Raw genomic sequence first — 25,332 nt, forward strand, 5'->3', positions numbered from 1 at the left:
AGCGGTTAAAAAGCGAGAATTGTCGCTTTATTTCTCATGGAAAATACGAGCTTGCCTGTAAATCTAGTATAGGTCGAATAACGTATCTACTTTTCACAATTAACTTTTGACCAAACCAACCATGAAAAAGAACATTGCGCTTACGCTTACCGGCCTTGCGGTGGCTTTTACATTATCCAGCTTTGTGTTTCCGCTGTCATTGCTCAAAGGCCTTTTATTTACGAAAGCTGCGATTTCGGCCCCTGCTGATGCCAAAGCTCCCACTAAAAGTCTATATGATTTCACTGTGAAATCAATCGACGGAAAGCCAGTTTCACTGAGCGGTTTTAAGGGTAAAAAAGTTGTCATTCTTAACGTAGCGTCGAAATGCGGCTATACTCCTCAGTATGCCGACTGGGAGAAGTTTTACAAAGAGCATGGCAGCAAAATAGTTGTACTGGGTTTCCCGGCGAACAATTTCAAGAGTCAGGAACCCGGTTCGAATGATGAGATTGCTACGTTCTGTCAGAAAAACTACGGTGTTACGTTCCCGATGTTCGAGAAGGTTTCCGTGATGGGCGACGATCAGGCTCCGCTTTACAAATGGCTGACAACGAAAGAATTGAACGGTTGGAACGAACAGGCTCCAAGCTGGAATTTCTGCAAATACGTTGTTAACGAAGAAGGCAAACTGACTAATTTCTTCAATTCAAAAGTGAAGCCTGAAGACGAAGAATTTAAGAAAGCTGTTGGACTTTAATTAGTGAAAGAATGAAAGAGTGAAAGAGCGAATAACCTACCGGGCAATTTTTCACCGGATGGCTTTCGCTCTTTCACTCTTTCATTCTTTCACTCTTTTACTATGAAAAGTTGGATTGCCGCTGCCCGACCACGTACGCTGCCACTCTCGTTGGCCAGCATTATTCTGGGTAGCTTTCTGGCTTCGGCCAGCGGACATTTTAGTTGGCCGATTGCGCTACTGGCCATATTGACCACTATTTTTTTACAGATTCTCTCCAACTTCGCTAACGACTATGGCGATGCCGTTTCGGGGAAAGACACCGAACTTCGCGTTGGCCCCCGCCGGGCCGTAGCTACGGGCGATATCACCAAAGAGGCTATGTTTCGGGGAATCATTGTTACCAGTATTCTCTCGCTTCTTAGCGGTATCGGCTTGTTGTATGTTGCCTTCCAGAATGCTGGTCCTCAACTTTTCTGGTTTTTTCTGATTATCGGTTTGCTCAGTATTGCTGCTGCTATAGGTTATACCAACGGCAAACGTCCGTATGGATACGCAGGTTTTGGCGACATTGCCGTTCTGATTTTCTTTGGCTGGGTCGGCGTAATCGGTACGTATTTCCTGCATACACTGTCGTTCGAACCACTCTTGTTACTTCCAGCCAGTAGCGTCGGGCTGTTTGCTACAGGTGTGCTTAACGTCAACAATATTCGTGATATTGAAACTGATACAATGACAGGCAAAAAATCGATTCCTGCCCGAATCGGTTTGCCGCTGGCGATTCGTTACCATTGGGGCTTACTCATCACGGGCATGTTTTGCGCATTGGCTTATTCGTTCCTGACCTATGCCGCCTGGTTCAGCTATTTATATCTGCTTGCTTTCCCGTTGTTTGTCCTGAACGGGCGTGCTGTTGCCACCCACAAACGCCCGGCCGAGCTAAACGCCCGATTGGGTCAGCTTGCTCTCTCTACCTTATTGTTTGTTATTCTATTTGGCGTTGGGCAACTGTTTTAAGGTGTGCCTCAGTCTACAATCTACTTCTGCTTAATAAGGTTAATCATTTTCTTGGCAACCCATGAGGCATTTTCGGCATATGAGCCAGAGACAATCTGATTGGTGTTGTCAATCAACTCTACACCGTCTCTCTTTTCTTCTGTGGTAAAGGGTAATACTACCGTAGCCCCCCGCTTACGCAATTCGGCTTCCCAATCAATGGGTAGCCATCTGGCTGAAATCGCCTTGGGAAAACAGGTAATCTTTTTATTTTTCACTAAAAAACTAGCATCGCTTAGCCGAATATTGATCAACGATACGGCCCCATGACCTGCCGCACCTACTACCCCACCGTTTTCAAAGATAGTAGCCGCAATTTGTGCTATATGGTCAGTATGAACCACATCATAAAACTGTCCACCTCCTCCGGGATAAAATATACCCACATAACTCAATGCCTGTACTTGATAAGGAGCAAGTGTATGGGACGTTTTCTGGATAAATAGTTCACTCCGTTGTATACCGGCCAGGCTATCTGACAGCGCCCCTCGGTGATAAATAGCGGCTTTACCACCTTTGGGTGTTACCACATCTACATCAAATCCAAGTTTATTGAAAACGGCTAGTGGGTAAGCTATTTCCATCAAAAAAGTCCCATTCGAATCGTTCTGAAGTGAGTCCACATTCGTAGAGACGATTAGTATTTTCTTACGTTGTGCGGAAGCGATGCCAGGTAAACAAGCGATCAATGCTACCACCGCTAAGAGTCTGAATACAGGTTTTAATCTGTTCAGGCATAAAAAGGCAAACACTTTAGTCATCTTTACAAAACGATTTTAGCCATATTAATATCCCAATGACATCTTCTGACTTAGGATTTCAAACTAGAATCGAATGTAAAAGGTGGCTAAGTAAGCAGACGAATTTGTTTACCTGAATAAGGGCAAACTACGGCTAAACCCGGTTAAAACAGCTTCCAACCGAAACGGCGTTTATAAAGTAAATGGACTGTTACTCCATAAGAAATTTAAATTTACGCCCTTGATATTGAGAATTTCGAATCGTTTTTCTCAGTAATTTAAACGACTCATAAGGACCAGTAGTGGCCGTTAGATTAACAAGCCAGACAGGGAGGCTCCCTCCGGGATTGACCCGACAATGATAATCGATTTGTAATTGCTGGTTTGGCTGTGGCTGCACCTCCCAAACGGCCAACCAATCAGCAACTCGAACAATGTGAGGCTGGGGCGGTACTTCATCGGCCGTTTTGTTGATTTGAACGCGCAACGCACGTGTATCCGGGTCTTGCGTGAACAGTAAATGAACATTCATATCCCGATTCTCGACCGGCCAGGGAAGCTCCGTTTCAATATAGTAGTACATTTCCGTCTCACTAATGCGCCGTAATAGCCGGGAGGTTTTGGTCTTATACATTAGCTTCGGATAGTTCTCAACATCCGAAAGCATGGCCACCAAAGCAGACAGTGTGCCCTGAAACGTACATTGCACCCGTAGCTCTTTCAGGCGATTACCCGTTAAATTACGAGAGTAAACGCGAATTCCATCCTTCTCTTTTTCAAGATTCCAATCGTCCGAAACCTGCGAAAAGCCAATTCTGCTCATTCCCAATAAAGCAATCACCAGCAATACCATCCAACGCATTCGTTCTCGTTTTTAGTGTGGCTATTTATACGTAGCAGTTTATCACTCTACTGCTTCACGATTTTACGAGTCAGCATTTCTTGCCCCACCTGTATTGTGAGTAGATAGGTTCCATTCGTATCTGGCATCCGTATCGATTCGGTCAATGACGTAACAGCACCAAATGGTTTCTGAAAAACGGAGCGTCCTTGTAAGTCATGCAGATGTAGTGTTACGTCTTTTTTCTGCGTAATGGTTAGCTCAACACGTACTACGTCGTGGGTAGGATTCGGGTAAATCCATAACTGACCACCGGCAAATTTTTCTGCTTCGGTAGGAATCAAAACCGTGATAACAGCCTGTCCAGTAGCACTTCCCCTACCGCAACCGTTCTCTACCGAAGCAACCGAATATGTTGTTGTCAAGTTTGGGCGTACACGCAGGTCAGTTGGTGTTACGCTGCTCATAAACGTAGTGCCATCTGATAGATTTCCCTGCCAGGGAGCATCGCCCGTAAATGACAGCGAAAGCGAGGCCGGCTGCCCCTGAAGAACCGACGTAGAACCACTTAACGTAGCAGTAGGGAGTGGTTTTACCGAAAACACATCGCTAGACACCAATTGCGTATTCGGAATGCCGCGCGGACGAACCCGTAACCGATACGTAGCACCAGCTGGTATATTGGCAGGGATTGTTGCATTAAGCGCATTGCTGGTCCCTGCGCCAACAATATTATCGCTGGAGAAATTACCCGACGCATCCGAAAGAAGTACGTCATACTGCCAGTTTTCGGGCTGATACGCATTTTCAGCAACAGCGGCAACGGAGAAACTACGTCCTGCACAAACTGAAACCGCCACTTTCGCCGTCACTTTTGGCAACAGATAATTGATAGAAACCTGCCCGGAACCTGTTCCCTTACCACACGAATTTTCTACGCTTGCAATCGAATAGGATACGTTGCCCGTAACCTGAATCGGAATAACGGCCGGACTGCTCACCGCCGAAAATGCTGATCCGTTCGACAACGTTCCGCTCCAGGGGCCATCTCCAGTGAGAGTAACGGTAAGCGAAGCAGGCTGCCCTTGCAAGACCGTTGCAGGACCAGCTAACGTAGCAGACGGGCCAGTCTTGATGGCAAATCCATCACTGGGCACCAACTCGGCATACATAACGCCCTTTGGCCGAACACGCAAGCGATAACCGGACCCAGCCACTACGTTGGTTGGAATGGTAGCTTTTAACGTAGCAAGTGATCCTGAACCCACTATCCGCTCCGTTGCAAAATTTCCCGACGCATCCGAAAGAAGTATGTCGTATTGCCAGCCAGCCGCTTTGGTTGTGTTTTCGGGTGTTGCGGTAACTGTAATCACGTTTCCTGGACAAACCGACGTATTACCAGATGTTTTGGTTGTTAAGCGTGGTTGCGGTAGTACCGTTACGTTAAATTGATCGGTTAAACATTGACGTCCGTCGGAAACTGCAAGCGGAAAAGCACCTGCTTTATCAGCAACGTAGCGGAACGAACGATCTTTTTGCCCGCCCGGCCATTGGTAATCGCCCAGCCAGGAGGCTGTCAACTGAAGCGTATCGCCATATTCGGCGGTCAGTGCTCTCGTTTTTTGTACATCTTTCATGATGGTGAACCGATCCCGAATAGCGCCATCGCTGGTCAGAAATTGCGCATCCAGCCGATTTTCGACCACATCGATTAGCATGGAACCACCAATTACATTGTTATAATATAACATGGCAGGATGTGGATAATCGGCGGCCTGCCCACCAAGCTGCCCACCCGAGCCATTCACTACGTAGACAGTTCCCTCTCCTTTGGTCAGAATTGGGCATGAATTCGGCGAACCATCGTAACGGGCGGTTGTATTTTCTACTACGTAGGCGTTTTTATTATACGTGTTGGCCAACCCACGATGCCCTTTCATGCGATACGTTCGCTCATAACCATGACTATGCCCGCTCAGAACCAGGTCAACACCGTAGCGTTCCAGAATTGGCGTCAGATTTTCCCGGATGAGCCGCATAGCCTCTTCGGTATCTGAGTTACGACCACCTTTGCTATACGGCGGATGGTGAAAAATGACAATTGTCCACGGAAGTTTATTCGCAGCCAGATCCCGTTTGAGCCATTGCACCTGCGTAGTAGTAGTATCGTAGAGCCGAAACTGCCCTTCTTGCCGCCCCTGTGAATCGAGCGAAATCAGATGAACGGAACCATAATCAGCAGAAAAATAAGACTTCGATCCAGATGGAACACCACCCGCTTCGCCTTTCTGCGGAAATGAAAACAGATTATAATACGGTAAATTAAAGTTCACCTCGCCATCGGCATAGTCATGATTACCGGGCGTCATGAAAACAGGTAGATTGGGCAGGGTGGCTGGGTAAGCCGAAAATACGTACTTATTGTACTCTTCTTCTGTACCGCAGCAATAGGCATTATCGCCCAGCCAAACCCACAAATCGGCGGGTTTGTTGACGGTGGCATCCAGATATGCCTTATAAACTGCCTTTTGATTGTCGTTACCAGCGCCAAAATCGCCCAGTGCCCAGAAACGAATCGGTCGTTTATCGCCGGGAACAGGGGCCGTTTTAACGTAGTAATCAGGGCCAGCTCCGAGCTGTTTATCACCGTACCCAACCGCGTATACGTAGCGAGTTGACGGCTGTAATCCGGTAAGGGTTAAATTATGTTCAGTGCTGGGCTGGGTTTCAGCGAGGTTACTCGTAAGTTGATTCGCCTGTAATCCATACCAAATTCGACCCGTAGTAGGCTGGTCGGTTTGCCAGCGAACCACAACCGAGGTTGGTGTAAGTACCTGCAAGTAGGGCCCTCTTGTGATTTTAGGTTCCTGCGCAAAGGCAATTCGACACAGTAAGATTAGCCATACAAGAATGGGAAAGCGGGTGAATTTCATACGATGTTATGGAGTTATCGTAAAAATACACCCGCCAACGCGAACATCCTATACAAGCTCTATAGTCTTATCGGCTCATTGTCAGCAACGAACGATGCATCCTAAGCAGATATCGGACTGGCCAGTCGTTTTTATTATACGTTTCTACCTGATTTGTTTTCAGCAAAAGCAAACGCTCAATACGTCGCCGTTCTTCGGCCGGCAGGTTTTTCATCCGAGAAGGCATACCATCCAGAACCTGACTTAGCTGAATACTTGCGGTGGCAGGCATGGCAAAAAGAGCGGCCAGCCGTTCAACGTCTGATAGTTTCCACAGGTCGGGCTTGGCGCGCCGATTCCGAATCGCGTTCCCGCTCAGGCCAATAGAAATACCTAATTGCTCATCGTTGAGCTGGCACTCACGCAACCGCCACATTATGGCCTGATAATTATTGACAAATGAGTGCAAAGAAGTGCGTAAATAGTCAATCAAAGTTGTACAAGATTAAAGTGAACGTAGCAGTTGTCCCCACCCAATACCATAAACCCTTGCGTGCTTTTGTGCGACGCAGCTATACACGCAGGGTAATCAGGGATAATCTCTACAGGAATTAATCAGATATGTGCAACATTCATGCCGTTGCACAACTTATCAAAATGATTTAACTAAACCGCTGACAGTAAAAGGATTATATAGCAACAAAAAAGGCGTCCTCAGATAGCTGAAGACGCCTTACTACGTGCTAAAAAAAGAACGTAACGTATGTTAAGTTATACTCGTTCGACCTTGATACGTAACTGAAATTCATCCATTTCAATCTCGGCATGGCTCGGCGATTCGGCAGAGCCGTTCAACGTTGGTACAAGCTCAAGAGAAACCGCCTGAACTTCCTGACTGATGTAATCGCGGTTGGCTTCGATGGCCGTTGCCAGTACGTCGTCGTTACGTTCGAGCTGAATGTTGATCTTGTCAGTTACAGCAAAATTGCGGTCTTTACGCAGGTTCTGAACCCGGTTCACAAAATCGCGGGCGATACCTTCACTACGTAGCTCGTCGGTTACCGTTACGTCGAGCGCTACGGTCAGGCCGCCTTCGCTCGCAACCAGCCAGCCGGGAATGTCTTCAGTTTGGATTTCAACATCGGCCAGACGCAATTCGTAGTCACCAAGCTTAAGATAATCATTGGCTTCCAGTTCGCGAAGTTGCTGATCGTTCATCGACGTAATGGCGGCTGCTACGTCTTTCATCTGCTTGCCGAATTTCGGGCCGAGTGCTTTAAAGTTTGGTTTAACCCGCTTTTTCAGAATACCGCTGGCATCATCGACAAACTCAACTGCTTTTACGTTTACTTCCGACATAATAATCGGTGCTACGTGCGCCAGTTGCCGACGTGTATCGGCGTTCAGAACCGGAATCAATACTCGGCTCAACGGCTGACGTACTTTGAGTTTATGCCCTTTCCGCAACGAGTGAACCAGCGACGAAACTCCTTGTGCACCATCCATCGACTGCTCCAGTTCGGTATTGATCAGCATCTGGTCAGCTACCGGGAAATCTGTCAAATGAACCGACGTAGCACCTTCTGTCAGATTCCGATAGAGCCAATCGGCGTAGAACGGCGCAATTGGCGATATAAGTTGTGCTACCGTAGTCAGACACTCGTGCAGAGTTTCATAAGCCGCCTGTTTATCAACAGTCATCTCGCCGTCGGACGCGACCCCGGTCCAGAAACGCCGACGCGATAGCCGGACGTACCAGTTCGAGAGGTGATCGTTCACGAAATCCTGAACAGCACGTCCAGCCTTGGTCGGATTATAGCTATCGAACTGGCTTTGTACTTCCAGAATCAGCGATTGCAGTTTCGAGATAATCCAACGATCAAGTTCCGACCGTTCAGATACCGGAACGCTACGTCCGGCAAACGAGAACGCGTCCAGATTGGCGTAGAGCGCGAAGAAATTATAGGTGTTCGACAACGTACCGAACAGTCTCCGTTGCACCTCGCCAATACCATCGATGTTGAATTTCAGGTTATCCCAGGGTTCCGCGTTCGTGATCATGTACCAGCGCGTAGCATCGGGGCCATACTTTGCCAACGTAGCAAATGGATCAACGGCGTTGCCCAACCGCTTCGACATTTTATTGCCGTTTTTATCAAGCACCAGCCCCGTCGACACTACGTTCTTAAACGCAACCGAATCGAAGAGCATACCCGCAATGGCGTGGAGTGTAAAGAACCAGCCGCGCGTCTGGTCGACGCCTTCCGAAATAAAATCAGCCGGAAATGATTTCTGGAAAACGTCTTTATTCTCGAACGGATAATGCCACTGCGCATACGGCATTGCGCCCGAATCGAACCAAACGTCGATTAGATCCGATTCGCGCTGCATCACTTTACCACTGTCCGAAACGAAATAAACCTCATCGACATACGGCCGGTGCAGATCGAATGTTGATTGATTGAATGATTGAATGAATGAATTGTTTTTGTCGATGTATGGCTGATATTCGGTTTTACCCTGAGCCACCCATTCACTCATTCGCTCTTTCGCTCTTTCGCTCCTTGATAGAAGCTCCTCTACCGAACCAATACAAACTTCCTCGCCCGATTCACTACGCCATATTGGTAGCGGAGTTCCCCAGAAACGGCTACGGCTCAGGTTCCAGTCGACCAGATTTTCGAGCCAGTTGCCGAAACGACCGGTTCCGGTGCTTTCGGGTTGCCAGTTGATGGTCTTGTTCAGTTCAACCAGCCGATCTTTAGCCGCTGTTGTGCGGATAAACCAGCTATCGAGCGGATAGTACAAAATCGGTTTATCGGTACGCCAGCAGTGTGGGTACGGGTGTTCATATTTCTCGACCCGAAACGCTTTATTTTCTTCCTTCAATTTGATGGCGATCAGCACATCAGTCGGTTTAAAATCAGGCGCGTCGCGTTCTTCGTCCGAATAATATTCTTCTTTAACGTAGCGTCCGGCAAAATCCGTGATTTCGGCGACAAACTGACCGTGCTTATCCACAATCGGTACGTCTTTTCCAGTTTCATCTTTCACCATGATAGGTGGAATACCAGCAGCCTGCGCTACGCGGAAGTCGTCAGCACCGAACGTTGGTGACGTGTGTACTACGCCCGTACCATCTTCGGTTGTTACGAAATCGCCAAGAATAACCCGGAAAGCTGGCTGTTCTGGTGTTACGTAGGGCATTAGTTGCTCATACTCGATTCCTTCGAGGTGTGCTCCCTTAAATTCGGAAACAACCGCCCACGGAATCACTTTATCGTTAGGCAGATACGCATCGAACGAAGGGCTTTTCACATCAGTCTGATGGCCTTTTTCATTGAACCACCGGCTAACTAATGCCTTTGCCAGTACTACATGAATTGCCTCAAACGTGTACGGGTTGAAAGTTTTAACCAGTACGTAGTCAATGTCTTTTCCAACCGTAAGCGCCGAGTTAGCAGGTAACGTCCAGGGCGTAGTTGTCCAGGCCAGAACATATACATCCGCATCGGCCGAATCAAAAAACAGGAATCCTGATTTGCCGGTTGGCTTCACTTTAAACTGTGCCACGATTGTGGTATCGCGCACGTCTTTATACGTACCGGGCATGTTCAGCTCATGCGAACTCAGACCCGTTCCCGCTTTCGGTGAATACGGCTGAATTGTGTAGCCTTTGTAGAGTAAATTCTTGTCGTAGAGTTGCTTAAGCAGCCACCATACCGATTCAATAAACTCGTTTTTATAGGTAATATACGGGTTATCGAGATCGACCCAGTAGCCCATTTTCTGGGTCAGGTCGTTCCATTGGTCGGTAAACCGCATTACCGTTTCGCGGCATTTGCGGTTGTATTCTTCCACACTGATGCCGCCTTTCGACTCAGGCTTACCGATGTCGTCTTTGGTGATGCCGAGTTCTTTCTCAACCTGCAATTCAATGGGAAGGCCGTGTGTATCCCATCCGCCTTTCCGTTCTACCTGAAAGCCACGTAGCGTTTTATACCGGCAAAAAATATCCTTTATTGTTCGGGCCATTACGTGGTGAATACCCGGCGCTCCGTTGGCCGATGGCGGCCCTTCGTAGAACGTAAAACTGGGGCGTCCTTCGCGGATGGCGACGGATTGCTCAAATACCTGATTCTGATTCCAGTAGGTCAACACCTCGGTCGCGATCTTCGCGTAATCGAGGGATTCATATTGCTGATACTTCACGCCTGAGAGGATCAAACGGCCCTAAAAGCTCTGTTTTACAATCAGCAGCGGTCTGGCCGGTAAAAAATAAGTGCAAAGATACGGAATTGACTGTTGTCGGAAGTAAGAAGGTATCTATCAATCCCTGATTTTAAGCAGTAACCGAATTGTCGGTCAAATTCCGGCTAGTTTCTCAACACCAGCGAAGTCCGTTCTCTCTGTCAACAAAAAAGACCGTATATACAGTTCGCCTTGTCTGCTCAGGCTGTAAGTCAGTACTTTGGGAGCTATTCAAAAATTCTCCTACCAATCTTTACAGACAAACTATCATGAAAAAAATTAACCTACTGCTTGGCGCTACGTGCCTGTTTCTGACTTCATTTTCGGCTGTTGCTCAACTTACGTTCCCGGCCGATGGCGGCAACAAAAAAGCATCGGTATCTGAACGGATCGGTATCACCGACGTAACGATTCATTACGACCGCCCTGCCGTGAAAGGGCGAGATGGCAAAGTCTGGGGCGAACTGGTGCATTATGGTTTCAAAGATTTAGGCTTTGGCTCCAGTAAAGAATCGCCCTGGCGGGCCGGTGCCAATGAGAACACGACCATTACGTTTAGCACTGATGTCAACGTTGAGGGGAAACCATTGGCGGCTGGTACGTATGGGTTGATGATGGGGGTTCAGGAAAATGACGTAACGGTAATTTTTTCAAAAAACGCTACGTCGTGGGGAAGCTATTTCTATGATCCTAAGGAAGATGCGCTACGTGTTTTGGTAAAGCCGGTCAAAAATCAGCCGTCGGTCGAGCGACTCAAATACGAATTTATAAACGAAACCGACAGTTCGTCTGTCATTGCGCTATCGTGGGAAAAATGGACCATCCCCTTTACTGTTTCGGTTAATCTGGTGCAGACACAACTTGCTTCGTTACGTAATGAACTACGTAGTGAAAAAGGATTTCGTTGGGATGCGTATCAACAGGCCGCTACGTATGCGGCCGACCATAAAACAAATCTGGAAGAAGGGTTACGTTGGGCCGACTATGCCATTAACGGTCAGTTTGTAGGCGAAAAGAATTTCAGTACGTTACAAACCAAAGCGCGGTTGTTGACTTTGCTGAACCGTGGTTCTGAAGCCGATGCGCTCATGAAAGAAGCCTTACCAATGGCAACTATGCAGCAGGGTTATTTATACGGCCGTCAACTGATTACGCAGAAAAAAGGTAAAGAAGCACTGGCATTTTTTCAGGATTATGCGAAAAAGTATCCTAACGTTTTTATGACCAATATGGGCCTGATGCGCGCCTATTCGGCCATTGGCGATTATAAAACAGCTACCGATTGGGGAAAGAAAGCACTGGCTTCAGCACCTGACGCCAATAATAAAGCTAACGTAGAGCGATTACTTGGGCAATTAGGTCAGGGGAAGGACGTGAATTGATCTATTTTATTCGTACAAATCGTCATTTTTGATATGTATGATATACGTATCAAAAATGACGATTTGAAAAGCTATTTCCAACGTAGTGTGTTGATGTTATACCCTACTTTAGCTCCTTCCGCCAAACCAACGTCGTTATCATGTCGGGTATGGATGCCACCCATCAGTCGTGATTCTGCACATTCTTTTGCCGCTTCCCAGAATGATGTATAATGGCGAGGCTTATAGTCTACTTTATAATAATGATGATCATAGGCATACCCGCCCTGACGGCCTTTATGTGTATCGTCGATAAACGAGAATTTGTTGCCATATAGATCCGTGAGTACGGTAGCCGTGGCAGCCGATTGTGTGGCATGTCCAGAATAAAATGCAGGGAAAGGCGGCTCTAGAAATACGGATATCCATAAATTATAAGGATTGTTACGTGCCGTATCCAGCCGCGACATAACGTAGCTGGAAGGACGTTCTACATTATGAGCGAATTTGGCTCTCCAGCACAGCACAAATGCATCGGCAACAGCCATACCGATACGACAATAGGTTTGTGCAGCTAAGGTCAGATTCGCTTTATTTTTTTTGATTGCAATTGTACCTAGGTTATAGGAGTGACCGGGAGGAGAGCATGTTTCGGAAGGATCGTCGCCCCACCAGAATACAATATTTCGATCGGCCAGACTTATGCCTTTCTGGTAATCATATACTTCTTTATAGCCTTTGTAATAAGCGCTGGATGAATCAACCGAATAAGACATAGGTTCGGGGAGAGGCAATTGCCCATTCCGCTGCACAAATGTTCGGTTGGCACCCCACATAGGGTGAAGCGGTATTCTACTTGCCGATTGCCCCATAGCTGGGGGTACCCATAAACCTTTTCCTTTCGGGTAACTATAATATTCGGGGAAATTGCGTTTATACCCTTCATGTCCGCCATCACTTTTCGACCAGTTGTAAATCGCTTTGGCGATCTCTTCTCCAAATGTCTCCGACCGCGCCACTACGTCCTTCGGAATTTTAGCCGCATATTGTTCATGAATGGCATTGGCCAATGAGTCTACTCCTTTTGCTCTGTTGGTATAACCATATAGCTGTTTTATCAAGTATGCCTGACTCGAATTTAAGGCAAGCTCCCAACAATACGTTTGCTTATTATCTGGTTGTGGCAAGCAAAGTGTATCACATAAGGTTGTTGCAATTGAACGGTATTTAGTATTTCCCCAAACAACACTTTCATACATGGTGAGCCCTAAATAACCTAGTGCTCTTGAGCCATAGGTTGGCGTATTCTTGGGTGCAGCAGTCATAACCTGAATAGTCATATCTGCCCACGCTGTAGCTACGTGCGAGGTTTGCCTTCCAACCAATTGAGCATGGACTTTGCCAGAAACAGTTAGATTTATATACAGGTAAACATAAACTATCTTTTTAAGAATATTCATGGTCAACTAATTAACAAGAGGCTAAGTAAAATACCTGTATCAAATAGCTTGCCAATTCTTTACTTTATGTTAGTGGAGATATGGCCACTGTATATTTTCTGACCAAGTAATAAACTGATTCATAACGTAGTATGAAAGCTCTTACGTCAGTTAGAGAAACACTTTGGCAGTCATATCCAGGCTAATCTTAAGCAGACGACCCAATAGTTAAGCTTGATTCAGCTTTATAAATTATCCAATCAGATTGTACTCTATTACGCTCGTATCGGAAGCAATTATAGCAACTCATTACCAAAAAAAGTTACTATTTATAAAATATTAAATAAAACAGTAACTTTAACATAAAGTATAAATCTCAACTTATGTATAAATCTTTTACTGTTCACCTCATTCGATGGTGCATTTTTACTAGCCTGCTTATACCGCTACAAGCTATTGCTCAACAAGCCCCGCTTGATACGCTAAATGAAGCTCCACAATATTCCAAAATCAGCAAAGATTCTTCAGTATATCAATCAGTTGGGCCTGCTACGTTACTGATAGATCCCTGGAACCGTGCCGATGTTATTGCCGATTATTACCAGAATTTTCTTGGTTCTACAGTTAGCGATTTGCAGCTAAACTGGACTGGCTCTCTGGCGACTTGTTTGCCGGGTAGTATTTCGCAATTGGCTCAGGATCGCACCATTCAGCGGATTAATTACTATCGCCGGATGGTTGGTTTGCCCGATAACATGACATTCGACCCGAGTCGGAATACAGAGACACAGGCGGCAGCTCTGATCATGGGAGCAAACAATAATTTAAGCCACTACCCTCCTTCTAACTGGCTCTGCTACACTCCTCAGGGCTATACTGGAGCTGCAAATTCCAATATAGCCCTGGGTAGTCATTCCAGTCAGTCTGTCAAACAGTTTATTGATGATGATGGCAGTAATAATACGGACGTTGGACATCGGCGGTGGATTCTGTATTCACGTGCAGCTAGTTTTGGACACGGAAGCGCCCGAGCGGCTAACCCTCTTTATGGATTTAGTGACATTCTTTGGGTTTTCAACACATTCGTGACTCCCGCTTATGTACCTCAATACGTTGCCTTTCCTCCGGCTGGTTATGTTCCCCGAACCCTGATTCCACCACGCTGGTCGTTTAGTATTCCGGCGGCCGATTTCTCATCGGCTTCGGTAACAGTTCAGGATCAATCAGGAACTTCACTTGCTCTCACGACCCACCCTGCTACAAGTGGTGCTGGCGACAATACGCTCGTTTGGGATCTTGATAATCCCGATGTAAATCTGGCCTGGAACGGTTCTGCTGATAAATGGTTTCGAGTAACAGTATCAGACGTAGTTCGAAATGGCGTAACACAGTCGCCCTATTCCTATACGGTCGTAGCTATTGACCCTACTAGTGCTGGTTGTCCTGGAGCGAGTCCTGTTGCCTCCTGCTCTGTGTCGGTAACGGGCGGGCAAAATGTTTATTACGGTATTGAAAACTTTCGCTTCAATACGATTGATAATCAGTCATCTACATCCAGCAACGATGGGTATAACTACATTGATCTATCATGCGTTAGTCAAACAACCGTTACGGCAGGGAGCAGCTATACAATGTCTCTGAAAGGCTCGGCTGACAACAGTCACCGACTACGAGTCTGGATTGATTATAACGGTAATGGGCAATTTACCGATTCTGGAGAACAGGTATTAACGAGTTCAGCAAACAGAGCAACGGCGGTAATAACCATTCCTCAATCTGCCACAGCTAACAGGCTACTACGAATTCGGGTAATGGCCGATAGTCCCGGCTCATCGAACAATTCATGCGCCATTATGGGCAGCGAACAATTTGGGGCTGGGCAAGTAGAAGATTACGCCTTGTGGATACAATCCCCACCTTGTACGGTTATGACAACTGTTCAGAATGGCAACTGGAATAGTCCCAGCACCTGGTCATGTAACCGCGTTCCTATAGCCACCGATCAGGTACGGATAGGACATTGGATCACTGTGCCAACGGGAATCACGGTTCGGGCAACGAAACTCACCTATCTGAACGGTGGCCGACTTTCTCTACTAACCGGCGCTCGGCTGAATTTACCCTAAAAAAAGTACTTGCATTCTCAAAAGTCAGGTAGGGCAACTTTTGAGAATGCAAGTGGATTCATGCCATAGATCGTATTTTTTTCGATCAAATTTTCAATATAACAAATTCAACCCGGCGATTTACTTTACGGTCTTCGTCAGTGCCTTTAGTCAGAATGGGGCGGGTGTCGCCATAACCAATGGTTTGAATTCGGTCTATATCGATTCCTTTCTGAACCAGATACCGCTGACAGGCCACTACTCGATCTTTAGAAAGTTGAAGATTTTTGTCATGATCGCCAATAATATCGGTATGCCCCTCGAGCCGAATCACCATATCAGGATTATCTGTCATCATGGTTTCTAATTTGTCTAGTTCGGCATAAGAAGCTGATAACAAATCGGATTTCGACATTTCAAAATATATATTTTTCAGAGTCACCTTATCACCCACAGCCAAAGGAGTCAATGGAATATCGCGACTAATTTTCTGCCCTCCTGCTACCTTACTCAAATCAAGTACCCCACTGACCGACTGATAGCCCCGCGCCGATGCTATATAGGTGTACACCTGTCCTTTCTGCAAACTCATTTTATAAGCGCCGTTAGAAGCAAAACTTTGTACAGAATCGACCGCTTGTTTGCTGGCTGAAAACTGGTATTGAATCGTAGCGGTAATTGGACGTTTGTTTTTGGCATCGCTCACAATACCTGATACATTAATAAGCGTGGGTAATGGTGCTGGCTTAGGTTTAGGTGTTTCCATTTCCCCACCAGAATTGCCCGATGGAGCAGGCGGCAGATTAGGATTCTTTTTTGGCAAATTAGGCACAGGGGTTGGTGCTGGAGATGTAGGAGGACTGTATATAACTGCATCTGCCGGATTACTAACGTGCATATTGTAAATGTTCCAGCAGATGTACTGATCGCTGGTGCATTCAAATAGATCAAAGTCTTCGAGTCCCTTGTCTAATCGTTCAAAGTACAGACTAAACGTTAGCTGGTCACCAGCAAACGTGTTTCTGCCAACAAGCACCTTTTGTCGGGTATTTGGATCAATACGCTCTCGCTTCTCCGGAATACCTTCCACCCGTAAAAATTTAAATATCCTTGCTCCGTTGGCCGCCACCAGATAACCATTTGGGTCGAAACCAACGGTACCTGTCGGTACAGATCTGCCATTCTTGTCATAACTAGGCTGATTAGTATCTGTGTAAGTCAGTTTCAGAATTGTGTAATCCTGAGTTAGTTGAATACTATTTACTGTTATACCGTTATCCGCAGACCGACTACTGCCAGTCTGTCCGCTGGAACCTGGATACGTATTGCCGGGAGTCTGTTGCCCTCCCGATGGGTAGCCAGATGGATATGAACCATACATACATGACGAGGCAAACCCGGCCAAAAGAAGAAGAAGTAATACGCTGTGCAATCGCATAAATGCTACGTGATTTAACTATATGCTTTAAGATTATCAGGAGCTAGTTGTGCCCCAGATACTAAGACGTTTACAAACGCAACGGGTATCGTTTATTTATCCGAATAATCTAACCACAATATTACTGAAGACTAATTAGCCTACCTTGACAGAAAACAAAACTCCCGACCATGTTGCCACAGCCGGGAGTTTTGTTTTGTATTCTTAATAAGAAACTAGCTTATGAACCGCACATCTCGCATCCTTCCGGATCATCGAGCGAGCAGGTCATTGCTGCATATTGCTGTTCGAGATCAGTTACCATTGGTACAGGCGCTGGCGCTACGTTCGTTGCGTGCTCTTTCGCGTATTGTGCGTAATCGAGCGGCTTTTCGATCGGTGCTGTTTCGGCCATGGCTGGTTCCAGTTGCGGCTCGGCCTGTGGCTGAACTACGGTGAACTTCACAGCATCGGTAGCAGCTTTTGTACGCAGGTAATACATACCTGTTTTCAGGCCCGCTTTCCAAGCATAGAAGTGCATTGAGGTCAGTTTACCAAAGTTCGAATCCTGAATGTGAATATTCAGCGATTGCGACTGACAAATGTAGGCTCCCCGGTCAGCAGCCATATCGATGATATGCTTCTGCTTGATCTCCCAAACCGTTTTATAGAGGTCTTTGATATTTTGCGGAATATTCGGAATCTGTTGAACCGAACCGTTCGCCAGAATCAGATTGTTCTTCATCGCATCGTTCCACAGACCCAATTTCACAAGATCTTTGAGCAAGTGTTTGTTCACCACTACAAATTCGCCCGACAGTACGCGACGTGTGTAGATGTTGCTCGTGTATGGCTCGAAACATTCGTTGTTACCCAGAATCTGCGAGGTCGATGCCGTTGGCATTGGCGCTAGCAACAGCGAATTCCGAACGCCATGTTCTACTACGTCCTTACGTAGCGATTCCCAATCCCAGCGATTCGATTTCGGCGTAACCGGTACGCCGTCGCGGCCCCACATATCGAACTGGAAAACACCTTCTGAAATTGGTGAGCCTTTCCAGGTTTCGTAAGGACCTTCCTGTTTCGCCAATTCCATCGACGCCGTCATCGAACCGAAGTAGATCGTCTCAAAAATATCTTCGTTCAGGCGACGTGCTTCGTCCGATTCAAACGGCATACGTAGCATGATGAACGCATCCGCCAAACCTTGCACACCCAATCCAATTGGCCGGTGGCGCATGTTTGAGCGACGAGCTTCTTCTACCGGATAATAGTTGAGGTCAATGATTTTATTCAGGTTACGGGTAGCGACCTTCGTAATCTCAAACAATTTCTGGTGATCGAAACGCATGATACCGTCCGGATCGCGTTTGATAAACTTCGGCAATGCAATCGACGCCAGATTACAAACTGCTACCTCGTCAGGAGCCGTATACTCGATGATTTCGGTACACAGGTTCGACGACTTAATCGTACCCAGATTTTTCTGGTTCGACTTTTTATTAGCAGCGTCTTTATACAGCATATATGGCGTACCTGTTTCGGTTTGTGATTCCAGAATCTTGAACCACAACTCCTGCGCTTTCACCGTCCGACGGGCTCTGCCTTCACGCTCGTAACGCTCATATAATGCTTCAAACTCTTCGCCATAACAATCGGCCAGACCGGGACACTCGTGTGGGCAGAATAGCGACCAGACATCATCCGCTTCAACCCGTTTCATGAACAGGTCAGGAGTCCAGAGAGCGAAAAACAGGTCACGGGCCCGTACTTCTTCTTTGCCTGAGTTCTTTTTCAGATCAAGGAATTCGAAAACATCGGCGTGCCAGGGCTCCAGATAAATCGCGAACGAACCTTTCCGCTTTCCACCGCCCTGATCAACGTAGCGAGCCGTATCATTGAAGACACGTAGCATCGGCACAATTCCGTTCGAGGTTCCGTTCGTTCCTTTAATATAGGTACCCGTTGCCCGAACATTGTGAATGCTCAACCCAATACCACCAGCCGACTGAGAAATTTTAGCCGTTTGCTTCAACGTATCATAAATACCGTCGATTGAGTCATCCTGCATCGTCAACAGGAAACAACTCGACATCTGAGGTTTAGGCGTACCCGCGTTGAACAACGTAGGAGTTGCATGTGTAAACCACTTCTCCGACAGCAGGTTATATGTTTCAATAGCCGAATCAATATCGTCGAGGTGAATACCAACAGCTACACGCATCAGCATGTGTTGTGGGCGTTCGGCGATACGTCCGTCCAATTTCAGCAGGTACGATTTTTCGAGGGTTTTGTACCCAAAATAATCATAACCGTAATCCCGATCGTAGATGATGGTAGAATCGAGCAGAGCAGCATGATGACGAACTACTTCATACACTTCCCGTGAAATCAGCGATGCATTTTCGCCCGTTTTTGGGTCTTCGTACTGGTAGAGTTTTTTGATCGTGCCAGAGAACGACTTGTTCGTTTCTTTGTGCAGGTTCGAAATGGCAATCCGGGCGGCCAGAATGGCGTAATCCGGGTGCTTGGTGGTCATCGATGCGGCTGTTTCGGCAGCAAGGTTGTCGAGCTCAGTTGTTTTAACGCCATCGTAAAGACCGCTAACAACCTTCACAGCCACTTCTACAGGCTGAACGTAAGCAGGGTCGAGACCATAGCACAATTTCTCGATGCGGGCGGTGATTTTGTCGAATTTGACTGACTCCCGACGGCCATCACGTTTGATTACGAACATGATAAGTTTGGGCTAGTTATGTATGGAAAAATGATGAATATCGTAAAAAATAGTATACCCAAAATGAACTTTTATTAAGTACATGTATTATACCCGGACCAGATCGATCCCATTAATCAACCTAAAGTTAGCTAACGGAAATTTGTGCAGGAGCAGAACACAGGTGTTAAAGTTCTATTGATTTAGACGGAAAAGCAACCCGGAAGGTTCAGCTATTTTCGACAATTCTCAAAACATGCAATTCTAAAGGATAGGTTAAAAAATTGTTAAGCCATCATCCTGAATGACTTACTAATTTCCTCCTCTAGAAATAGTCTAAGAAATTTTTTTTGAGCTAACCAGTGAATCATAACCGGGGCAATCTCTTTTATCAGGGAGCATAAAATGCGTTTCGAAAATAGCAAGAAACCAGACTGAAAGCAAGTCAGTATTAAGCCAATATTAGCTAACGGTGACTATTTACTGAGTTCATAATCAGCCACAAAAAGAAGTAACAAAAAGTCTTGCCAATCCCTCGAAAACGCCGTACCTTTGCAGTCCTTTTCGGTCGGAAACCGAGAAGATGACAAGAAACAGCGCATTAGATTATGAAAAAGGGCATTCACCCGGATTACCGCGATGTGGTATTCCACGATTTGTCGAGCGATTATAAATTTCTGACACGCTCAACAATTCAGACAAAAGACACTATCGAGTTCGAAGGTAGCACCTACCCACTCGTTAAAATTGAAGTTAGCTCGCAGTCGCACCCTTTCTATACCGGTAAGAACGTACTGCTCGATACTGCTGGCCGTGTGGACAAGTTCCGCAAGCGTTACGGTACGAAGTAAGCCTTACTTTGATGGCTATTATCAGGCTCCCCTGTTACGTAACGTAGCAGGGGAGTTTTTTATGACAGCAAATCGCTACGTTGGCCATAAACTACTACTTCCTATCGTTCTAATCTACCGACGTATCACGTTCTCTATGAAAAAAATTCTGATTATTGAAGACGATAGACGTATTGCCCAGAATATAAGCCGGGGGCTCCAGGAAGAAGGCTATGCTACCGAGGTCGTATATGAAGGATTAAATGGTAGACAGATGGCGCTGCAACCAGGTGTTGATCTGTTGATACTGGATATTAACCTCCCCGGTCTGAGTGGCTTTGAAGTATGTCGAAGCGTTCGGGCGGAGAAACCGACGTTGCCTATTATTATGCTCACCGCGCTTGGCGAAATCGAAGATAAAGTTGAAGGGCTCTCGCTCGGTGCCGATGATTATCTGGTAAAGCCATTCGATTTTCGTGAACTGGTAGCGCGAGTGGCTACCTGCTTCCGGCGTACATCACGGGTTCAGGATTCCAGCGATGAAGAAATCTGGCAGGTAGCTAATCTATCCATCAACATTACAACCAAGGAGGTCAAGCGAAACAACACTCCGATTGATCTAACAGCCCGAGAATTTGCCCTGCTCGAATACCTGATCCGGAATAAAGGGCGGGTACTTTCTAAGGCTGATATTGCGGAAACCGTCTGGAATCTGAATTTTGATCCCGGTACGAACGTAGTAGAAGTCTACATAAACTACCTCCGCAAAAAAGTAGATCGCGATTTTGAGCCAAAACTCATCCATACCCGCCCCGGCCTCGGATATGTACTGAAAGAAGAAGCATAGAGCGTGGGCATAGGGTTTTCTTCGCATTTACCTCCTGCCTTTCTCCCTCTACCTTCTACCCCAAGCCCTTTGCCTTATGACCATTCGTAATCGTATTGCGCTTCAATTTTCGCTTATTGTGGCTTCCATTCTGGTGGTTTTCTCGGTGCTGATTTATATTGTTTCGGCTACGTATCGCCGGGAAGAGTTTTACGATAGGCTCAAGAATAAAGCGCTTACTACGGTGCGTTTTCTGATTGAAGTGAAAGAAGTAGATCAGAAACTGCTTAAAATCATTGACCGCAATACGCTCACCGCGCTAATTGATGAAAAAGTACTCGTTTTTGATGATAAGAATCGGCTGATTTATTCCAGTGTCGACGATCAGGTTATTCATTATCAGGCTACACTCCTCGATGAAGTACGTAAACGGGAAGATGTTGAAGCATTTAGCGGCCATAACGAACTCGTTGGCATATTGTATAAAAATAACGGCCGCGATTTGGTTGTGCTGGCATCGGCCTACGACCGATTCGGAAAAAGTAAGCTCGATAATCTTCGATTAACTCTAGGCTGGGGGTTGGTGGCTGGTTTGAGTATCACAATCGGACTCGGAATTTTCTTTGCCGGACAATCGCTACGTCCTATCAGCCAAATCAACCAGCAGGTATCGACCATTACCGCTCAAAATCTCCAGAAACGCCTTGATGAAGGTAATCGTCAGGACGAAATTGCCCGGCTGGCTATCAATTTCAATACGGTATTGCAACGGTTGGGACAGGCTTTCGACCAGCAGCGCAGCTTTGTTTCTCATGCATCGCACGAACTACGTACACCACTGGCAGCTATGAAGTCGGAGATTCAGCTTGGTTTACGAAAGCCCCTCACCGTGCCAGAACATGAAGAAGTTTTAAAAAACCTGATGTCAGATACTGACCGACTTATCGACCTCACCAATAGCCTATTGTTTCTGGCCCGTACAATGGAGACGAGCAATCACGTACCGTTTCGCCCGGTACGTATCGATGATGTTGTTTTTACGGCGAAAGATGAATTGGTGGCTGCCAAACCAACGTATCGGATTGACGTCAATTACCAGAACATGCCCGAAACCGACACCGAAACAGTAATCAATGGCAACGAAGAATTACTTAAACAGGTATTACTGAATCTATTCGATAATGCCTGTAAATACTCGCCCGATCATACGGCCCGCGTTCAGATTGCCACCGATACCCGGCAGTGTCATCTCCATATTCAGGACCACGGAATTGGGATGACAGAGGAAGATGCCCGGCGTATTTTTGAACCCTTTTACCGGGCTCAGAATGCGATTGGTTTCGACGGTTTTGGTATCGGCTTATCTATATCGGCCAAACTGATTGAACTCCACAAAGGCACGTTGTCTGTTGCCAGTAAACTAGGGACAGGTAGTACGTTCACGATTTCGCTGCCACACGTTTAATCAAGATTTCATAGGCAGCAAAAATGTTAAACAAATTGATTTTCAGATAATTAACTATATATAAACCCTATTTTGGTCACCGTTTCTAAGGTATTTTTAATATTTTTCTAAAGTTCCTTTAAGTCATCTTTAATGCCCCTGTAAGTTGTACATCAGAACTTTGCACCGTATACTCCATAATCCATGCGGTCGCTTATTTTTTTCGTTTTTTTAGTTCTGAGTACTCGTTTTGCTTCTGGGCAAAATGCTAATCAACAGGATTCGCTACGTTTAACGCTAAAGCAGGCCGACAGCCTGTTTTTGAAAAACAACCTGCTTCTGATTGCCGAACGGTTTCGACTCGAAGCCAGTCAGGCGCAGGAATTGCAGGCTAGTCTGTACGATAATCCTACACTTAATCTCGAAGTGAGTGCGTACAACGCCGAAGCGCGCCGTGTGCTCGATGTTGGCAGGCAGGGACAGAAAATTGTTGGTATAGAGCAACTACTATACACAGCGGGCAAACGTAACAAACGTATCGCACTGGCTTCAGAAGCCACCCGGCTTACGCAATTCGAAGTGCTTGATTTGTTACGTGGACTTCGCTTCGATCTTCGGAGCCGGTTTTATTCCATTTATTTTCAGCAAAAAACGCTGGCCCGATTCGATCAGCAACTTACTACGCTTCAAAGCACCGTATCGGCTTATGAAATACAGTATAACCGAAACAACGTATCATTACGTGAACTCCTGCGACTCAAGGCGTTACTGTTTCAGATCAGCAATGATCGCACGACTATCGTGTTTCAATTAGCCGATGATCAGCGTGCACTACGAACACTTCTGAACGTTGACCAGCCAGTAGTACCATTGGTTCGCGACGAAACGCTGGCGCAGTATCGGTTGCCGGTTCAGTCAGAAGATACGCTTCAGCAAATGGCTATTCGAAATCGGCCCGACCTGAAAGCAGCGGCATCGCTCACTAAACAGGCAGAACTGAATTACAACCTTCAGCGTGCGTTGGCGAAACCCGATTTACGCGTTGGTGGCACCTACGATCAGGCGGGTAGCTACATTCAGAATTACGTTGGTTTGACGGTATCTGCCGACTTGCCAGTTTTCAACCGGAATCAGGGCGCTATTCGGGCATCTCGCAGCCAGATTGGTTACCAGAATCAGTTGCAGCAACAGAAAGTCAATCAGGTCAATAACGAAGTGGCTACGTCGCTCCAAAAAGTACGGGAAGTTCAGCGTCGGGTTCAGTCTGTTGAGCAGCAGTTTACCGAACAGTTCGATCAATTGAACCGGGGCGTAGTCACCAACTTTCAGAAAGGTAATATTACGTTGCTCGAGTTCGTCGATCTGATTGAAGCCTACAACGACAGTGTCAGCCAACTCAACCGTCTGAAAGCCGACCGCGTCAGTGCTTACGAGGAATTGAACTACCTCCTCGGCGAAGATTTATTCCGATAACTGACCCGTGCTGGCACTACGTCCGGCTCAGAGATATTACGTTCTAATCAATCGAAATTTATAAAGCCGGACACCTTAGCCGGTACGACAATGAAAACCAATTTCTTATTCTTCATGGGTTGCGTAGCGCTCATGAGTTCATGTGGGAAAAAGCCAGTTGCTGAAGAGCAACAAGCTTTTATGCTGTCGGATACGATGATGCATCGTATCAAAATCGACAGCGTAACGACGCAACCCGTACGTAGCGAACTTACACTCGTCGGGAAAGTGATGGCCGACGAAAACCGCGTAATCAAAGTGTTTCCGCTGGTTGGTGGTAACGTAGAAGACGTAAAGGTGGAGCTGGGCGATTACGTTCGAAAGGGGCAAACGCTGGCGTCACTACGTTCGGGCGAAGTGGCTGATATTGAACGCCAAAGCATTCAGGCGCGGTCTGATTTATTACTGGCCGAGAAAAATCTGCGCGTGGCTCAAGACCTGTTCGAAACAAAACTGACGTCGCAGCGGGAAGTGGTAGCGGCTCAGAAAGAAGTTGAGAAAGCACAGGCCGAGGCTAATCGCGTGGCCGAGGTGTCCCGAATTTATGGCATCGGAAAAACATCGATGTATACCGTCAGAGCACCTATCGACGGCTACGTTATCGAGAAAAATGTGAACCGGGGTATGCAGCTACGTTCCGACAACGCCGACAATTTGTTTACCATCGGGCAAATAAGCGAAGTCTGGGTATTGGCTAACGTAAATGAAAGCGATATTGCCCGGGTACGTATCGGTATGGACGCTTCGATTCAGACGCTGAGTTATCCCGACGAACTATTTGCCGGAAAAGTCGACAAGATTTATACGGTTCTCGATCCCAATACTAAAGCTATGACGGTACGTATCCGACTCAACAACCGGGGCATGAAACTACGTCCTGAAATGCACGCTACGGTTACGCTACGTTACGAAGACGGCGGCAAAATGGCTACTGTGCCGTCGGGTTCAGTCATTTTTGATAGGTCGAAACACTACGTTATGGTGTTTAAAAATCGCTCCGATATCGAAACCCGCGAAGTTGATGTGCTCAAATCATTGGGTAGCATAGCTTATGTACGGCAGGGAGTTAAACCCGGCGAAAAAGTCATTTCCAAAAACCAGTTGCTAGTCTACAACGCACTGAATAATTAAGCATAGGGCGGAGGGTAAAGGGTGTGGGGTAAG

The 25,332-nt window shown here is 46.5% G+C and carries 17 protein-coding genes; 9 read left to right on the forward strand and 8 right to left on the reverse strand.

What is annotated here, in order from left to right; genetic code table 11:
• The first annotated feature begins 121 nt into the window (after positions 1 to 121).
• Together ACYVD4_RS15335 and ACYVD4_RS15340 are read left to right on the forward strand one after the other, a co-directional pair.
• Positions 122 to 739, forward strand: a complete 618-nt coding sequence (locus ACYVD4_RS15335; protein WP_460947128.1) for a glutathione peroxidase — start codon at positions 122 to 124, stop codon at positions 737 to 739.
• A 102-nt stretch (positions 740 to 841) separates the two neighbouring features.
• Positions 842 to 1,735 (forward strand): 1,4-dihydroxy-2-naphthoate polyprenyltransferase, encoded by an 894-nt coding sequence (locus ACYVD4_RS15340; protein WP_460947130.1) that lies wholly within the window; start codon positions 842 to 844, stop codon positions 1,733 to 1,735.
• Between the two features lie 20 nt (positions 1,736 to 1,755).
• Here the strand turns inward: ACYVD4_RS15340 and ACYVD4_RS15345 are convergent, their stop codons facing one another.
• From ACYVD4_RS15345 to ileS, 5 genes are all read right to left on the reverse strand, one after another.
• A complete protein-coding gene (locus ACYVD4_RS15345; RefSeq protein ID WP_460947132.1) occupies positions 1,756 to 2,535 on the reverse strand; it encodes a DJ-1/PfpI family protein in 780 nt (259 codons plus the stop codon).
• A 190-nt stretch (positions 2,536 to 2,725) separates the two neighbouring features.
• Positions 2,726 to 3,376, reverse strand: coding sequence for an START domain-containing protein (locus ACYVD4_RS15350; RefSeq protein ID WP_460947134.1), 651 nt, complete (start codon positions 3,374 to 3,376; stop codon positions 2,726 to 2,728).
• 47 nt (positions 3,377 to 3,423) lie between these two features.
• Positions 3,424 to 6,288, reverse strand: coding sequence for a metallophosphoesterase (locus ACYVD4_RS15355; protein ID WP_460947136.1), 2,865 nt, complete (start codon positions 6,286 to 6,288; stop codon positions 3,424 to 3,426).
• Positions 6,289 to 6,355: 67 nt separating this feature from the next.
• A complete protein-coding gene (locus ACYVD4_RS15360) occupies positions 6,356 to 6,760 on the reverse strand; it encodes a hypothetical protein (RefSeq protein WP_460947138.1) in 405 nt (134 codons plus the stop codon).
• A gap of 278 nt (positions 6,761 to 7,038) precedes the next feature.
• The gene (gene ileS, locus ACYVD4_RS15365; RefSeq protein WP_460947140.1) at positions 7,039 to 10,479 is read right to left on the reverse strand and encodes an isoleucine--tRNA ligase; all 3,441 of its coding nucleotides are present in this window, start codon (positions 10,477 to 10,479) and stop codon (positions 7,039 to 7,041) included.
• A gap of 308 nt (positions 10,480 to 10,787) precedes the next feature.
• Here ileS and ACYVD4_RS15370 point away from each other — a divergent pair, with 308 nt between their 5' ends.
• Positions 10,788 to 11,900, forward strand: a complete 1,113-nt coding sequence (locus tag ACYVD4_RS15370; protein ID WP_460947142.1) for a DUF2911 domain-containing protein — start codon at positions 10,788 to 10,790, stop codon at positions 11,898 to 11,900.
• A 71-nt stretch (positions 11,901 to 11,971) separates the two neighbouring features.
• Here ACYVD4_RS15370 and ACYVD4_RS15375 read toward each other — a convergent pair whose 3' ends face one another.
• Positions 11,972 to 13,219, reverse strand: a complete 1,248-nt coding sequence (locus tag ACYVD4_RS15375) for a vanadium-dependent haloperoxidase (RefSeq protein WP_460947144.1) — start codon at positions 13,217 to 13,219, stop codon at positions 11,972 to 11,974.
• A gap of 482 nt (positions 13,220 to 13,701) precedes the next feature.
• Here ACYVD4_RS15375 and ACYVD4_RS15380 point away from each other — a divergent pair, with 482 nt between their 5' ends.
• Positions 13,702 to 15,444: a CAP domain-containing protein gene (locus ACYVD4_RS15380; RefSeq protein WP_460947146.1), complete on the forward strand. Its 1,743-nt coding sequence runs from the start codon at positions 13,702 to 13,704 to the stop codon at positions 15,442 to 15,444.
• 85 nt (positions 15,445 to 15,529) lie between these two features.
• Here ACYVD4_RS15380 and ACYVD4_RS15385 read toward each other — a convergent pair whose 3' ends face one another.
• The gene (locus ACYVD4_RS15385) at positions 15,530 to 16,861 is read right to left on the reverse strand and encodes an OmpA family protein (protein WP_460947148.1); all 1,332 of its coding nucleotides are present in this window, start codon (positions 16,859 to 16,861) and stop codon (positions 15,530 to 15,532) included.
• A 220-nt stretch (positions 16,862 to 17,081) separates the two neighbouring features.
• Positions 17,082 to 19,577, reverse strand: a complete 2,496-nt coding sequence (locus ACYVD4_RS15390; protein WP_460947150.1) for a ribonucleoside-diphosphate reductase subunit alpha — start codon at positions 19,575 to 19,577, stop codon at positions 17,082 to 17,084.
• 587 nt (positions 19,578 to 20,164) lie between these two features.
• On the opposite strand from ACYVD4_RS15390, the gene ACYVD4_RS15395 reads away from it, so the two are divergent.
• The 5 genes from ACYVD4_RS15395 to ACYVD4_RS15415 all read left to right on the forward strand — a co-directional run bounded on the left by ACYVD4_RS15395 (position 20,165) and on the right by ACYVD4_RS15415 (position 25,299).
• The gene (locus tag ACYVD4_RS15395) at positions 20,165 to 20,407 is read left to right on the forward strand and encodes a type B 50S ribosomal protein L31 (RefSeq protein WP_460947152.1); all 243 of its coding nucleotides are present in this window, start codon (positions 20,165 to 20,167) and stop codon (positions 20,405 to 20,407) included.
• Between the two features lie 136 nt (positions 20,408 to 20,543).
• Positions 20,544 to 21,233: a response regulator transcription factor gene (locus tag ACYVD4_RS15400; RefSeq protein ID WP_460947566.1), complete on the forward strand. Its 690-nt coding sequence runs from the start codon at positions 20,544 to 20,546 to the stop codon at positions 21,231 to 21,233.
• A 76-nt stretch (positions 21,234 to 21,309) separates the two neighbouring features.
• Positions 21,310 to 22,677, forward strand: coding sequence for a sensor histidine kinase (locus ACYVD4_RS15405; protein WP_460947154.1), 1,368 nt, complete (start codon positions 21,310 to 21,312; stop codon positions 22,675 to 22,677).
• A gap of 183 nt (positions 22,678 to 22,860) precedes the next feature.
• Entirely contained in the window at positions 22,861 to 24,129 is a 1,269-nt protein-coding gene (locus ACYVD4_RS15410; protein WP_460947156.1) for a TolC family protein, read from the forward strand.
• Between the two features lie 90 nt (positions 24,130 to 24,219).
• On the forward strand, positions 24,220 to 25,299 hold the full coding sequence (locus tag ACYVD4_RS15415) for an efflux RND transporter periplasmic adaptor subunit (protein WP_460947158.1): 1,080 nt from the start codon (positions 24,220 to 24,222) through the stop codon (positions 25,297 to 25,299).
• The last annotated feature ends 33 nt before the right edge of the window (positions 25,300 to 25,332 follow it).

It is taken from the genome of Spirosoma daeguense (assembly GCF_054776875.1).